Annotated in this window: 13 protein-coding genes; 10 read left to right on the forward strand and 3 right to left on the reverse strand. The window is 65.5% G+C overall.

Annotation, left to right across the window (positions count from 1 at the left end; genetic code table 11):
- Positions 1-158 precede the first annotated feature (158 nt).
- Positions 159-3,560, forward strand: a complete 3,402-nt coding sequence (locus AAF604_17290; protein MEM7051428.1) for a winged helix-turn-helix domain-containing protein — start codon at positions 159-161, stop codon at positions 3,558-3,560.
- On the opposite strand, the gene AAF604_17295 is transcribed toward AAF604_17290, so the two are convergent.
- The gene (locus AAF604_17295) at positions 3,561-5,279 is read right to left on the reverse strand and encodes a hypothetical protein (GenBank protein ID MEM7051429.1); all 1,719 of its coding nucleotides are present in this window, start codon (positions 5,277-5,279) and stop codon (positions 3,561-3,563) included.
- 410 nt (positions 5,280-5,689) lie between these two features.
- Between AAF604_17295 and AAF604_17300 the strand changes: the two genes are divergently transcribed.
- The 8 genes from AAF604_17300 to AAF604_17335 all read left to right on the forward strand — a co-directional run bounded on the left by AAF604_17300 (position 5,690) and on the right by AAF604_17335 (position 12,930).
- The gene (locus AAF604_17300; protein MEM7051430.1) at positions 5,690-6,460 is read left to right on the forward strand and encodes a hypothetical protein; all 771 of its coding nucleotides are present in this window, start codon (positions 5,690-5,692) and stop codon (positions 6,458-6,460) included.
- A 215-nt stretch (positions 6,461-6,675) separates the two neighbouring features.
- Positions 6,676-7,188, forward strand: a complete 513-nt coding sequence (locus tag AAF604_17305; protein ID MEM7051431.1) for a MarR family transcriptional regulator — start codon at positions 6,676-6,678, stop codon at positions 7,186-7,188.
- Entirely contained in the window at positions 7,185-8,681 is a 1,497-nt protein-coding gene (locus AAF604_17310; GenBank protein ID MEM7051432.1) for an alpha/beta fold hydrolase, read from the forward strand. Before AAF604_17305 ends, AAF604_17310 begins: the two co-directional genes overlap by 4 nt.
- A gap of 15 nt (positions 8,682-8,696) precedes the next feature.
- The gene (locus AAF604_17315; GenBank protein ID MEM7051433.1) at positions 8,697-9,197 is read left to right on the forward strand and encodes a GNAT family N-acetyltransferase; all 501 of its coding nucleotides are present in this window, start codon (positions 8,697-8,699) and stop codon (positions 9,195-9,197) included.
- A 104-nt stretch (positions 9,198-9,301) separates the two neighbouring features.
- Positions 9,302-10,609, forward strand: coding sequence for a S1 family peptidase (locus tag AAF604_17320; GenBank protein ID MEM7051434.1), 1,308 nt, complete (start codon positions 9,302-9,304; stop codon positions 10,607-10,609).
- Between the two features lie 59 nt (positions 10,610-10,668).
- On the forward strand, positions 10,669-11,088 hold the full coding sequence (locus AAF604_17325) for a DoxX family membrane protein (protein ID MEM7051435.1): 420 nt from the start codon (positions 10,669-10,671) through the stop codon (positions 11,086-11,088).
- Between the two features lie 232 nt (positions 11,089-11,320).
- A complete protein-coding gene (locus AAF604_17330) occupies positions 11,321-12,133 on the forward strand; it encodes a hypothetical protein (GenBank protein ID MEM7051436.1) in 813 nt (270 codons plus the stop codon).
- A gap of 185 nt (positions 12,134-12,318) precedes the next feature.
- A complete protein-coding gene (locus AAF604_17335) occupies positions 12,319-12,930 on the forward strand; it encodes a DUF4410 domain-containing protein (GenBank protein ID MEM7051437.1) in 612 nt (203 codons plus the stop codon).
- Between the two features lie 66 nt (positions 12,931-12,996).
- Here the strand turns inward: AAF604_17335 and AAF604_17340 are convergent, their stop codons facing one another.
- Entirely contained in the window at positions 12,997-13,617 is a 621-nt protein-coding gene (locus AAF604_17340) for a YceI family protein (GenBank protein ID MEM7051438.1), read from the reverse strand.
- Between the two features lie 83 nt (positions 13,618-13,700).
- Positions 13,701-14,171, reverse strand: coding sequence for a MarR family transcriptional regulator (locus AAF604_17345; protein MEM7051439.1), 471 nt, complete (start codon positions 14,169-14,171; stop codon positions 13,701-13,703).
- A gap of 264 nt (positions 14,172-14,435) precedes the next feature.
- Between AAF604_17345 and AAF604_17350 the strand changes: the two genes are divergently transcribed.
- A complete protein-coding gene (locus AAF604_17350) occupies positions 14,436-14,792 on the forward strand; it encodes a YciI family protein (GenBank protein ID MEM7051440.1) in 357 nt (118 codons plus the stop codon).
- The last annotated feature ends 2 nt before the right edge of the window (positions 14,793-14,794 follow it).

Raw genomic sequence — 14,794 nt, forward strand, 5'->3', positions numbered from 1 at the left:
TTTTCGCGCGGCCAACTCGAGAGGCGGCCCGAGGCACTGACTGTTCTGTCCGAGATCGCCACGACTCTACGACAGTTCCCAGGGCTCCCGGACTCGATCGTTTGTAATACTCCTGAGAGTCCGGATCACATGCTTACGTAAGGAATTGGGAGGCTTTGGTGCCGCGCGCAGCACAAGTGTTTCGTATCGGCGAGTGGGTACTGGACCCTGAGCTGCATCAGCTCACCGGGCCCGAGGATAGCGTCCACCTCGAGCCGCGGACCGCGGCGGTGCTGCTGGAGCTGGCGCGCCATGCCGGTCGAGTGCTGAGTCGGGACGAGCTCCTCGATGCGGTCTGGGATCAGGCCTTCGTCGGGGAAGGAGCCTTGACCCACTGCATCTGGGAGCTGCGCAAGGCTTTTGGCGACGACGCCAAGAATCCTTCCTTCATTCAAACCGTGCCGCGCCGGGGATATCGGCTGCTCGCGCCAGTCAGTCGCCCAGCGGTGGTGGCGGTTCGAGCTCTGGTCATCTGGCGCCAGGAGGTCGCCGCGGCGGAGGCTGACGAGCTTTGCCAGGGCTTGCTCGGCCGGCACGAAGGTCGCCCGATCTGCTTTGGTGATCCCGTGGAAGGACCGGTCGAAGGTGTGTTCGGCGGGCTCTTCCGGAGCGCGGTCGCGGCGGTACGTTTCGCCCTTGGATTTCAGCAGGAATGGGCCCGCCAGCTGCCGGCCCTCGGAGCGCCGGCCGTGTCGGTTCATCTCGACGAGGTCGAAGTGCAGGAGTCGACGGATTCGTCGGCCCTGGCGGAGGTCGGAGGATCCGGGGTTTCCTTGGCGACGGCGCTGGTCTTCGCTGCTGTCGGTCGGCAGGTTCTGGTGTCGCGCAGCGTCTTCGATCTCTCCCGGGCTGCGGGTGAGGAGGTCTCGGACGAGGGAGCCACCCTGCGCTGGCTCGCCCATGGGGACTATGCCCTGGAGGGGGCGACGGAATCGATCGAGGTCTTCGAGGTCGGCGTCGAAGGTTTCGCACCCTTGTCGCCTCCGGCCGGGGGCACCGGACTCCTGCGCCCGACCGGAGTCGAGCGCACCGTGCTTGGCTGGCGGCCGGCTTCGGCGCTGGTGGTTCCGCAGCGCCCCCACTGGCAGCTGGTTCGGAAGCTCGGTGAAGGAGGTTTCGGTGAGGTGTGGTTGACCCGCCACGCCAAGACCGGTGATTTTCGAGTCTTCAAGTTCTGCACTGAGGTCGAACGCCTGCGCGCACTGCAGCGTGAGGTGACGCTGTTTCGGCTCCTCAAGGAAGGGCTCGGGGATCGTCGCGATATCGCCCGCATCCTCGACTGGAACTTCGACGAAGCGCCCTACTTTCTCGAGCTCGAGTACGTGGAAGGGGGCAGTCTTGCGGATTGGGCCGAGTCGCAGGGCGGCCTGGAGGAAATCCCGCTCGCGACTCGCCTCGAGGTGGTGGCGCAGGCCTGCGAAGCGCTCGCCTCGGCGCACTCGATCGGCATCCTGCACAAGGATGTCAAGCCCGGAAACCTGCTGCTCGGTGAGGGACGGGAGGGCGAGCCGAGGGTCTGTCTGACCGATTTCGGGATCGGGCGAGTGTCCGATCCCAGTCAACTGGCGGCGGCCGGGATCACCGCTCTCGGCCTGACCGAGACGCACGACACGTCGAGCGAGAGCGGAACCCGTCTCTACCTGGCGCCCGAGCTGCTCGAGGGCAAGCCGGCGAGCATTCAATCCGACCTCTACGCCCTCGGAGTCGTGCTCTATCAATCGGTCGTGGGACGTTTTGATCGCGCCATCGGGCCGGGCTGGCAGCGCGACGTCGAGGACGACCTGTTGCGCGAAGACATCGCCTTGTGTGTCGATCGCTCCCCCAAGCAGCGCTCGATGAGCGCCCTCGACATTGCCGAACGCCTGCGCACCCTCGAGATACGACGTCATCGGTGGGAAGAAGAGCGTCGTCGCCTCGCCGAAGCGGAAGCGACGCGCCAAGCGCTGGCTCATGCCCAGCGTCGGCGTCGACTCTTGAGCGCCTTGGCGGCGGTGGCTGGACTGGTGGCGGTGGTGGTCAGCGTGCTGACTTTCTGGGCCGTCGAAGCCCGCCATCGGGCCGAGGCCCACCGCGAGCGTGCCGAGACCTTGGTGTCCTTTCTGCTGGGAGATCTGCGCGGCACCCTCGAGGGGGTGGGTCGTCTCGATGCTCTCGAATCGGCGGCCGGCGAGGTGTTGCGGTACTACGGCTCGCTCCCCGTCGAGGAAATGACCGACGAAGCTCTGGCGCGCCATGCCGAGGCGCTTCGGCAGATCGGCGATGTCCGCATGCGCGCCGGTTCTCTCGAGCGGGCCGAGGAGGCCTTCGCCGAGGCCGCCCGCGTCGCCGAGAGCCTGGCGCGCCGAGATGCGTCGCGGGCGCAGTGGCAGGCGGATCTGGCTGATAGCCGCTTCTGGCTCGGCGATGTGCAGCGCAGACGGGGAAACGTGAAGGCTGCCTTGAAGGCGTTCGAGGCTCACCGATCGGTCTACGGCAGGCTGGTCTCAGACGATCCGGCGCGGCGCAAGTGGCGTCTCGAGCTGGCCTATGGGCACGGCAATGTCGGTGGAGTGCTCGCCGACCTCGGTCGCAGTGACGAGGCTCGCGAGCAAATGACGAAGCGTTTGGAGATCATCGAACAACTGGTGGCCGAGGAACCGGAAGATCGCGAGCTGCAGCTCGCCCTGGCCTCGAGCTTTCACCGCCTGGGGCGGGTGCTGGAGCGGCAGGGAGATCTCGCCGGAGCCCTCGAGCGTTATCGCAGCGATCATCGAGTGCTGCTCCAACTGACGGCCGAGGAGCCCGAGGACAGCCGTCTCCAGGAGCGCCTCGCCACCAGTGCCGGCTATGTTGGCTTGATCCACTGGCTGCGCGGCGACGCGGCCGCGGCACAAAGTTTCTATGAGACCGAGCAGGCGGTTTTCGAACGCCTGCTGGCCATCGATGGCGACAATGCTCGCTGGCAGCGCAACCTGGCGATCGCCCTCGGCAAGGTTGGGCGGGCGCGGCAGTTTCTAGGAGACCTTTCCGCTGCCGAGGGTTTGTATCGACGCTCTCTGGAGATGTTCGAGGGATTGGTCGAGCGCGACGAATCACGCGCCGGCTGGCGCCGAGAGTTGGCCGCTCGACATCTGCGGTTGGCCGATCTCGCGCTGGCGCGGGGAGCGGCGCCGGTCGGTCTCGATGAGGCCGACCGGGCTCGCCGCGTGCTCGAGTCCGTGCTCGATCGCAATCCAGCCGACCGCACAGCCCAGGGCAGCCTGGGGGCCGTCGAGCTCCTGCGGGGGGAGGCTCTGCGGGCTGCTTGCGACGAATCCCGAGCACGGCAGACCTGGCAGCGGGCCCGCGACCTGCTCGAGCCCTTGGCCACCGGGGCCGAGGATGGACGCCTTCTCGCGGATTTGGCGCGTGCGCTGATCTTGCTCGGCGAAACGGAATCGGCGCTGCCGCTTTTCGTGCGGCTGCGCCGGGCGGGCTACCGAGCTCCGGATTTCGTCGAGTTCTGCCGGCGCTCGGACATTTCCTACCTACAGAATCCCTGACTACGTTCCATCGCCGGACTCGATGGCCGTTTCTGGATCCCAGAAGTCGACCTCACCGTCGACAAACTCCATGACGTAGTTCACTCGCTCGAGGTAGCAGGTGGGAACGTCGACGACGAAGTAGGCGTCGTCCGCGGTGGTGTCGTCGGCGGAGGCTTCGACGCCGCTGGGCAGGCTCGCTTCCCAGTCGGAGTTATCGGCGGTGCAGTGCTGCTGACAGCCGGCGGGATCCGCAAAGCAGTCCAGCTCACAGTCCGGCTCGAGAAACCAGACGGCGCGGATGCCGAGGCTCAGGCCGTGGACCTGCCAGGCGAGCTGACAACCGTCGGCGGGAACCGGATCGAAGGTGAAGGTCTCTTCGGCCCCGGCACAGGAGCCGTTGTTGAGCACGTTGCCGTCGCTCTTGTACTGGTCGGTGTAGAGAAGGGTGGTGACCGAGTCGGGATCGGCGATGGAGGTATGGCAGATCGACTCGTAGGCGCCGATGTCGCAGAGGGGGGCCGGGTTGTTGAGGCCGTCGCCGAAGTTGAAGCGGTCGACTCCGCGCTGGTCGGGAACGCGGCCGACGTTCTCGCAGGGGTACTGGTCAAACAGGATCGAGCAGAAGGGATCTTCGTCCGCCGGGATGTCGCAGAGCGGAATGTGGACCTTGGTGAATGCACCGTCGTCGACGAGGGCTTCCGTCAGGGTGAAGGTGACGTCTTCATGGTCGTCGAGATGGGTCAGGGCGCAGCTCGCGTCGGTGGCGGCGTTGTGTCCGCCGCTCGCCAGACCGGCGAGGTCGCCGGCGCAGAGGTCGGCGTCGCCGTGCAAGGCGGTCTTTTCGATGGCGAAAGCACGGTCGCCGGCGAGGTAGAGGGAGCTGCCGCTGCCGGCCGGAAGAATGCTGTTGCCCTTGAAGGTCACCTGCTCGACGGTGTCGGCAGGCGTATTGGAAGGTCCGCTGCGGTAGAGGGCACCGCCCTCGAAGGCCTCATTGCCCGAAAAGGTGCTGTTGCGGAAGGTGAGCTGATCGACGTTCGACCAGGCGACGATGGCGCCGCCCCGGTTGGTTGCGGTGTTGCCCGAGAAAGTGCTGTTGAAGACGTCCAAGCGACCGCGGTCGGCAGCCAGGGCTCCACCGCTCACCGCGGCATTGTTCCTCAGGGTGGCGAAAATGAGATCGACCTCTCCTCGACTGTAGATGGCGCCGCCGGCGATGGTCGCTTGGTTGTCGGAGAGCTCGAGGCGCAGTCCCTCGACCTTGCCCTCCTGGCTGATCCAAATGGCCCCTCCGCGGGGAGCTCGGCCGCCGGCGAGGGTGAGCCGAACCAGATTCAAGGAGCCCGTGCCCCCGACATTGAAGAAACGATGATCGCTGGCCGAGGTTGCGGCTTCGATGCGCGCGCCGTGACCGTTGATGGTGACGCCGCCAACGATCTTGGGGAGCTGGCCTTCGGTTTTGTAAGTGGTGTCCGCGGCGAGCTCGATCACGGCTGCCGCGCTACCCGAAATCCAGCGGCAGCCGCCGGTGGAAGACGCTTCTTTGGCGGTCTTGACGGCCTCCCAGAGGGTGCAAGTGCTTTCACCGTCGTCTCCCCAGGCTGTCGAGGTCACCGAGATGGTGGTGCCCGTGGCCGTGGTGGCGAGGGTGAGCAAAAGCACGGTCGTGAGGATCAGACCGCGGCCGGCGGAGCGGGACGAGGTTGAGGAAGGACGGAACTGGATGCAGGTCGACATGGTTCGACTCCTGAAAGGAAAAGCCCTGCGGCGGTGATCTGTCGCGAGGACTGAGTGATTCGGTGCTGCGTTGAAGGTCATTGAAACGCGGTTCCAGGGAGCGAGTCCTCTAGCTCGTCTCTGGAAACTCTCTGGATGACCAAGGCTCGTCTTTTCAGTGGTTTGAAGGGGCTGATCGTTGCAGCCCCGAGGACATCCTCGAGGCTGTCGGCAGCCAGGCCAGCGGAAATTCCTTTGTCCGTGGGGCTTTTCGGCGGCCTCCGAGGGGAGGACGAGGTTTCCAGAGGAAAGCCCGAGAGTTCCTAGAGGACGCCGGGACCCGCTGTGGGCTGAGATGGGGCCGTCACAGCACGGGGCCGATCCCAAGAACGCTTCCGTGCTCACCGAATCCGAACTTCAAAGGAGACGTCATGTCCCAAGCCAAATCGATCCTGATCCTCTTCGTCCTGTTCTTCGCGACCTCGCTGGCTGCTCAGTCGGCGACCCTGACCGTCTGCGCTTCCGGCTGCGCCTACAGCTCGATCCAAGGTGCCCTGGCCGCCGCCAGTGACGGCGACACCCTGGAGCTCGCGGCCGAGACCTTCTTCGAGGGTGATCTGATGGTTGATCGCGACCTCACCATCCGTTGCGCCAGCGGCTTCGCCACGGTCGATGGCAATGGCGCTCTCACGGTGTTCGAGATCGACAGCGACGCCTACGTGACCTTCGAGAACCTGCGCCTGACGGACGCCACCCGCGCCGTGATCACCAATCACGGCACGGCCCGGCTGGAGACGGTTTATGTTCTCGGCAGCGGGGCCGACAGTACCTACGGCGGCATCGTCAACTATGCCGACGCCTTCTTGCAGGTGCTCGATGCCAGTGTGGTGGCCGGCCATCGCTCGCCGACCCTCGGAGGCGGGATCAACAACTTCGGTGATCTCGAGATCGACAACAGCACCATCCTCGGCAACCGGGGGCGTCTGGGTGGCGGCATCCTCAACTCCCAGGGTGATGTGGTGGTGACGGCCAGCAGCATCAGTGGAAACCGGGCGACGCTGCGCGGTGGTGGCTATGCCAACGTCAACGTTCATGGTGGGGCGGTCATCGTGCTGCCGAGCGCAAGCTTCAGCAGCAACATCGCCGACGTCGACTGCGACCGCTACTACGACATCCATCGCACGCCAGCTTGCGTCAACTAGCAGCGCTGAAAAGTCCGCTTCGCGGCTTTTCCTTCGCTTGCTGATTGCTTTTCGGGCCGCGCACCCCGTCAAGGGCGGCAGGGAGCTGTCTGCCATGAAGTCTTACTGACCGTGGCGTCCTGCTCTCAGCGCGGCCGGTTGCGAATCGACCCCCGGAGGTACCTTCGGGGGTCGATTGTCTTGACATCAAGAATCTTGATTCCTAGCATGGGGCCATGGGAAGAGAAGACCTGCTCGATGAGCTGCAGCGGGAATGGCGGCGCGAGAGGCCCGACCTGGCGACCGACGGCATGGCCGTGGTGGGGCGCCTCATCCTGCTCGGGGAGGCCCTCAAGAAGCGCGCCCACCGAGTCTTGGCGCCCTTTGGCCTCGGTTACACCGATCTCGATGTGCTGGCGACCTTGCGGCGCAGCGGTGAGCCTTGTGTCTTGCGGCCGGCCGACCTGCTGCAGAAGGTTCTGATTCAAAGTGGTTCCTTGACCGCCTGCCTCGATCGGCTGGAGCGGCAGGGCTGGGTCGAGCGGGTGCCGAACCCACAGGACCGGCGGGGACGCTCGGTGGCCTTGACGAAGAGCGGCCGCGAGCTGGTGGATCGCGCCATTGCGGCGCGCTTTGCCTCGGCCGAGGAGCTGATGGCGTCCGTCGCCGCTTCCGATCGCGACCGCCTCGCCGACCTGCTGCGCGATTTGCTCGCGATCGTCAACTCCGTTCAAGAGGAGAGTCCATGAGCCTGCAGCGTTTTCTGGTGGTGTTTTCTGGAATGACGGCCGTCTTGCTGCTGGGCGCTTGTGCGACTCAGACCGTCGAGCGCCGTTCCCTCACCCTGTTCCAAGAGACCCTCGCCCTCGAAGACGGTGGCGAGGCCACGTACGAGCGCGGTGTCCTCGAGACGGCGGTGCGGCGCTCGCTCGAGGGGGGAGATCGCATCGAGGTCGAGTTCTTCCGCTTTCCTCGTCAGCCCGGTGCGCCTGCGGAGGCACCACCGATCTTCATGCTGCGCGGGGGCCCGGGATTCGGAGGGCTGGGCCCCTATCTCGATCGCCCCGGGTACTACGAAGACCGCATTGCGCCGCTGACGGCGCTGTCCGATGTGGTGATTCCCGGCCAGCGAGGCTTCGGCTCGTCTGGCGAGACGCCCTGTGGGCCGAGCCGCGAGCTCACCGCTCGCGAGGTGTTCGATGACGACTTGCTCGCCGAGGCGCTGAGCGATGCGACCGAGGAGTGTCGGCGAGCCTGGGAGGAGCAGGGGCTCGATCTCGGGGGCTTCACGGTGGTGGAGGCGGCGGCCGACGTCGCCGAGATCGCGACCGAGCTGGGCTATGGCGCGATTCAGCTTTGGGGCGTGAGCTTCGGCTCCCACTGGGCGATGACGGTGATGCGCAACCATCCGGAGCTGGTGGCGCGGGCCACCCTGGGAGGTCTCGAGGGACCGGATCACACCTACGACATGCCGAGCGACTATCTGGCGGCCCTCGAGCGCATCGCGGCCGCCGCCGAGGCCTCGCCGGAGCTGTCCGCGGCGATGCCGGCGGAAGGTTTGCTGGCGGCCTATCGGAGCCTGGTCGAAGCGGCCGACGGGAATCCGATTGCGGTGAGCGTGGATCATGACGGAGAGGCGCTGCAGGTCGAGCTCGATGGCGACGCCCTGCGCTCGCTGGTGCGCGGCTACTCTGGCAGCACGGCCTTTCGGCACCGCATGGTCGCCTGGCCCAAGGATCTCCTCGCCATGATTTCGGGAGACTTCCAGGAAGCGGCCGTGGACTATGTCGACGACCGCCTCGACCGCGACATGAGCGATGCCGCGTTCTTCCTGATCGACTGCGCCTCCGGCATCAGCGAGGAGCGCGGTGAGCGATTGCGCAACGATCCGGCAGCGGCCCTGGTGGGGCGCACCTGGCGCTTCTACGACGTCGCCTGCGCGGCCTGGGATGCGGACCTCGGCGAGGACTTCCGTCGGCCCTTCGAGAGCGATATCCCGACCCTCCTGGTGCAAGGCAACTGGGACACCTCGACGCCCTATGAAAACGCCGTCGAGCTGCGGCCGTTCTTCCGCAGGCACCGCTTCGTCCACGTCGAAGGGGGCTCCCACGGCGCCCTGCGGGAAGCGCGCGAAGAGGTCGAGGGCTTTCGCGAGGCGGTCGACCATTGGCTGGCCACGGGGGAGCTCGAGGCCATTCCGGAGCGGGTCGAGCTGCCGCCGATGGCCTGGTCCGCGCCCTGAACGCCGAGTAGATCCTTGGAGATTTCGAGCCCCCGCCTGGTTCTGGCACCGCTGTCTGCCGACGATACGGAGGCGCTTCACCGCTTGTGGACTTCCGAGCCGGTGCGGCGCTTTCTGTGGGATGACGAGGTCATCCCCTTGGCGACCACCCGTGACCTGATCGAGGAGAATGAGCAGCGCTTCGCCGAGCTCGGGCACGGCCTGTGGGGGCTCCGTCGGCGGGACGATGCGGAGCTGATCGGCTTTGCTGGCTTCTGGCCGTTCCACGAGCCGCCGGTGCTCGAGCTGATCTTCGGTCTGGCGGCCGATCACTGGGGCCAGGGCTTTGCCTTCGAAGCGGCGACGCGGGTGATTCGCCATGGCTTCGAGGCTCTCGCCTTCGAGCGCATCGCCGCCAGCACCGATGTCGGCAATCGGCCTTCGCAGAAGCTGCTGGACCGGCTCGGGATGGTCCGCCGTCGGCAGGCCGTGGTCGCCGGCCTAGACACTCTTTTCTACGAGCTCGAGCGGGGCTGAACCGAGGTCCTACGCCGAGGGGTGAGCTACCGTTATTCGTGATAATCTCTATTTTGCATATTTAAATTATCTGGACTTTGAATGTCCGAGCCAAGGAGATCGTCATGACGCGGATGCGGATGCTGTGCCTGGGACTCGCTCTGATGGTTGTCGTATTGGCCGCCTCGCCCCTGTCGGCGCAGCTGGTCGAGTTCCGGGAGGAGGTCGCGAAGTACACGGCTCTCTACGGAGTTCATGAAGCGGAAGCCCTGCGTCGCCTCCAGCTGCAAGCAGCGGTGGGAGAGCTCGACGCCAAGCTGATGGCCGAGCACGGTGGCGCCTTCGCCGGCTTGTGGATCGAGCACGAGCCGGACTTTCGCGTGGTGGTGCGATTCAAGGCACCCCACGGCCGCCACGTCCTCGATGGACTCAAGCTCGATCGCAAGCTGCGGCCGCACCTCGAGCTGCGCAGCGACGCTCGCTACTCGCGAGAGGAGCTCAAGGCGGCCCAGCAGGCGGCGATCTACATGGCGCGCGAGCTGGGAGCCGAGATCGATGCGAATCTCGACGTCGAGGGCAATCGGGTCGAGCTCTACAGCACCGATGCGGCGGGCCTGAGGGGCCGTTTGGCGGATCGTTCTCTGCGCCTGCCGGCGGCAGTCGAGGTCCAGGCGGTCGAAGCTTTGGCGCAGCCGGTCGAGCTCGCCAAGGTCTACGCCGGCCTGCGTTTCTTGAAGAAACCCCTGGGCAATCTCAACTGCACCACCGGCTTTGCCGCCTTCGACAACGCCACCCGCCTGCGCGGCATTTTGACCGCCGGACACTGCCTGGATCGTCTGTACTACATCGGCACCCACTTCCCGATGCAGCGCGAAGACGTGCGCGGCTCGCAGGACATCCAGTGGCATCGCTACGACGTCTATGCGTTGAAGCCCTGGATGCAGGCGGCCAACGCCATTCGCCCGGTGTCTGGAACGCGGCACCGCAACAATCAGGCGAACGGCACCTTCGTTTGCAAGCACGGCTCGTCCACCGGCTTCACCTGCGGCACCATCAGCGGTCGCGATTTCGCCCCGGGTTATCTGATCGAAGCGGAAGCCACTTTCATGCTCGCCGAGCCCGGGGACGATCCCCTCGCTCAAGGCGGCGATAGCGGTGGCCCCGTGTTTGCCGGCGAGATCGCCTTCGGCATCGTCAGCGGCCGAGTGTTCGACGAGATGATCTACATGGCGATCAACTTCGTCGACGAGCTCGACGTCACCGTCATGACCGGGCCTCTCGATCCGCCACCGGTGACCTGCACTGACGAGTGCGACGACGCCTTCGCAAACTGCATCAACCGCTACTGCAACCTGACGCCGAACACCTTCATGTGCACCGAAGGCTGCGAGCTCGACTGGGAAGACTGCATGTGTGATTGCGGCGAGTGCTGAGGCCGACGGTCGAGAGGTCGTCCCAGGGCCGAAGTGCGGTCTCCGGTTAGGATAGGCCGGTGAGCACCGAAGATCTTCGTGATTCCCGGCCCCGGCGGGCTCTCGCCGGCTTGCGCATCGCCGTCGCCTTGTTGTTGGCGATCCACGGCGGTGCCCGCATCGCGCTCGGGATCGTCGATGATTTCGGTACTTTTCTTACCGCCAGTGGCTTTCCGTTGGGTTTGGCCTGCGCCTGGGCGGTGACCGTCTTCGAGCTGCTCGGCAGCGGCCTTCTCGCCCTCGGGCGCTGGATTCGCCCGATCTCCCTGGCCTTCGCCGCCGAGCTCGCCCTCGGGGTCGTTCTGGTACACGCTCAGGAAGGTTGGTTCGTGGTCGGTGCCGGGCGTAATGGCATGGAGTACAGCTTCCTGCTGATCGTCGTTCTACTGGCCCTGGCGTTTGTCGGCGCCGGTGGTGGGCGCGCCTTCCGAGCCCCCTGAGCCGATTCGACTCCAGAGTCCTTTTCGAAGGGTGACGACGTCTGCAAGCTCGATCCGGATTGCAGCCATGATGGCAGCAGCGGCTCGAGACCCGTCGAGCGGTGGTCGCTAAGCTGTCGCCATGAAACCGAGGGCTCGGAAACCGAACGGTGATGGCTCCCAGACTGAGGGCCTCCTTTTGCTGGGGTTGGCCGTTCTGCTCGCGGCGACCGCTTGCGCTTCGGTGAGCAGGATGGGTGCGCCGCCAGCCGAGTGGATCGTCTTTTCGTCGGCTCGCAGTGGCGATGGCGACCTCTATGCCCTGCAGCCGAAGACCGGTGAGTTGCGCCTTGTCGTCGGCTCGCCGGAGGCAGAAGGTGGAGGCCGCTTCGATGCGGCTCGGGATCGTCTGATCTATCAACGCTTCGGGGAACCGACGATCCTGATGTCGTCCGGTGAGAAAGTGTTGGACGATCTCGCCGGGGATGCGGCGCCGGTGTGGTCACCGGACGGCGAGAGGATCGCCTACAGCGCGCGCCGGCGGGGGCAGGAAAACCTCTATGTCGCCCGTATAGATGGTCGTCAGGAAGAGCAGCTCACGAGTGGTCCGGCCAGCGATCGATATCCCGCCTGGTCACCCGATGGCAGCGAACTGGTCTTCGCTCGTCGTCTCGAGACCGGTTGGGATCTGCATGCCATTGCGCTTGGAGGCCAAGCCCCCGAGGTGCGCCGTTTGACTCGGCGGGGTGTCTACGTTGGACACCCTGCTTGGTCACCGGACGGGCGATCCATCGCCTTCGATACCAGCTTCGACGGCGAAATCGAGATTGCTCGGCTCGATCTTGCGACGGGGAGGGTGGAGCGCTTGACTCGCCGACCTGGGAACGATCTGGTTCCCGCCTGGTCCAGGGATGGCAAGAGTCTCGCCTTTGGTGGCGAGAGCGAGGGCGACTGGGAGCTTTGGCTTCTCGAGCTGGCCAGCGGCCGCCTGACTCGCTTGACCGAGAGCGAAGGCTTCGACGGCGGCCCGGTCTTCGTGCCCGCCGATGTGCTCCGGAAACGCTAGTTCGACCTAATCAATCGTTCTCTGCTTCCCGGCCGCCGGTTGCCGAAGCTGCCGCGACCTTGCGCCAAGCAATCTGGTGAGAAGATCGGGGCCGGCTTTACGACCGGGAGATTGGCATGGCGGTGGTCTGAGTTGCCGCCACCGATCGTGATCGAGTGAAATCAAGGGAAGGATGGGAACGGGATATGACCAAGACCTGTCGCGGATGGATGGTCCTGATGGCGGTAGCGCTGCTGTTTCCGGCGCTGGCGGAAGCCCGCAAGGGCAAGGGCGCCCCGACGGCGCCGGGCGAGTACGTCGACTGGAACGACGAGATGGACCAGATCGAGATCGTCGAGACTTTCGACCTGGACGACTACCAACGTTTGGTGGTCACCGAACTGGCGACCGAGGATACGCCCCTTCCGGAGCCCGATGACAACAGCTATCGCCACGTGGTGGCGGTGCTCGAAGATGTCGAGTCGTCGCTCATCGAAGGCCTGCGCAAGGAGCTGTCGCGGCTGAAGGTGGAGGCCGGCGAGTCGGGCGGCGAGGGTGCGCTGCTGCTGCGCGGCCGGGTGGTGGAGATGGATCCGGGGTCGCGGGCGGCCCGCTATTGGGCCAGCTTCGGAGCCGGGGCGACGCGCGCCAAGATCTCCGCCGAGGTGGTCGATGCCGCCACCGGAACGGTCTTTTTCCGCTTCACGCAGGAACGGCGATCGGGAGTCGGCGTGGGGGGCGGCAAGTACGACAAGCTGATGCACCGCAGCGTGCGCGCCATCGGCAAGGACTTGGGGGCTGGCCTCGAGCAGTTCTGAGGCCGGAGGTGCCGGTCGCCCAGGCGATGAGCGACCGGCTTTCGAAGCCTTCTCCGGGATCTGGCCTCAGGACTTTTCCTTGACCAGCTGAGTCTCGAGCTCGATTTCGATCTCGACCTCGTCACCGAGGATGGCGCCGCCCTGGTCGAGGGCCTTGTTCCAGACGATGCCGAAGTCCTTGCGGTCGATCACCGTCTCGGTGCGGAAGCCACCCTTGGTGTTGCCCCAGGGATCGTCGATGGTGCCGAGGAACTCCACCGGCAGCGTGATGTCCTTCGAGACGCCGCGCATCGAGAGGGTGCCGGTGACGCGGTACTGGCCGTCCGACACCTTTTGAACCCGCTTGCTGACGAAGTGGATCTCCGGGTGCTCTTCGACGGCGAAGAAGTCGTCGCTCCGCAGGTGCTGATCGCGATCTTCGTTGTTGGTGTCGATGCTGCCGGCGAGAATGGTGAACTCGACTGACGAAGCCGAGGGCTCCTTCTGGTTGACCACGATGGTGCCGCTGAAGTCGTCGAAGCGGCCGCGCGCCTTCGACAGCAGGTGGCGGACCTCGAAGCCGACCTCGGAATGGCTGGCGTCGATGGTGTGGGTGCTGACCTCGGCGCTCGCCGGCAGGGTGGTACCGATGGCGAGGAGGGAGACGGCGATCAGGGCGATGAGGGTACGGCGAAGGGTCTTGTTCATGGTTTCCTCGTGGTTTTGGATGACAGGTCTATGGTTGACCAGTCAAGTTTTTCTTGAAAAATCGCTTCGAGCGGGTGGATTCCTCAGAGGCTGGCCCGTAGGCGGCCGAGAAGCTCGATCAGCTGGGCCTGCTCTGCGGCGTCGAGGCCGGCCATGGTCGCAACCTCGTCGGCGTTGACCGGGCCATCGAGCTCGGCGAGCAGCTCGAGGGCGGTCGGCGTCGCCCAGCAGAGGACCTGTCGACGATCTTCCGGGCAGCGCTGCCGGCGCACCCATCCTTTGCTTTCCAGGCGGTCGAGTAGCCGGGTGATCCCGGGTGCTTTTTCGACCATGCGGTCGGCGATCTCGAGGGTGGGTAGGCCTTCCGGCAGCGCCCCTCTCAAGATGCGCAGGACGTTGTACTGCTGGACCGTCAGTCCGCGCTCCTTGAAGATCGCCGCGGTGCGCGAGCGCACCATGTCGGCGGTCTTCAGAATCGACAGCAGTGCTTCCGTTGCCTGAGAGGCAAAGGGCCGGCTCTGCTTGAGCTCGCGGAGGAGGCGGCTTTCGACCATGGCGAAACTGTAGAGGAAATTAGATGACGTGTCAACTATTGATTTGGTCGGTAATCGGGTGAGCGCTAGCAGAGGGGTTGCGGAGGGCTCGGAGAGAGCGGCAAGATGTGGCGCCCGGGTTCGGTTCGCGCCCGCTGCCGGGTGGGCGCTCGAGAATTTTTTGGGGCTGCTTGTCGATTCTCCGGCGGGCCGTTCGTCTAGGGGTCGACACGGCCGAAGAAACGCTCTTCGGTGATCGTTCGAACCAACGAGAGGAGAAGGACCATGGCTCAGTTCATGCTGATTTTGCACGACCGCCCCGCCGACTTCAGTGATGTTTCCGCCGAGGAGATTCAGAGCATCGTGGGAGAGTACGTCGCCTGGCGCCAGCGCCTCGAGGGCCAGGGACGCCTGATCGGGGGCGAGAAGCTCGCCGACGAGGGCGGTCGGCAGCTTTCCCTGGTGGACGGCGGCGTGCGGGTGACGGACGGCCCCTACAGTGAGGCGAAGGAGATCGTCGGGGGCTACTTCACCATCGCCGCCGAGGACTATGACGAGGCCGTCGAGCTGTGCCGTGATTGCCCGCACCTGAAGTACGGCGAGCGCATCGAGCTGCGCCGCATCGATGACGTTCACGGCTGAGG

The sequence above is a fragment of the Acidobacteriota bacterium genome (assembly GCA_039028635.1).
Lineage (GTDB): Bacteria > Acidobacteriota > Thermoanaerobaculia > Multivoradales > JBCCEF01 > JBCCEF01.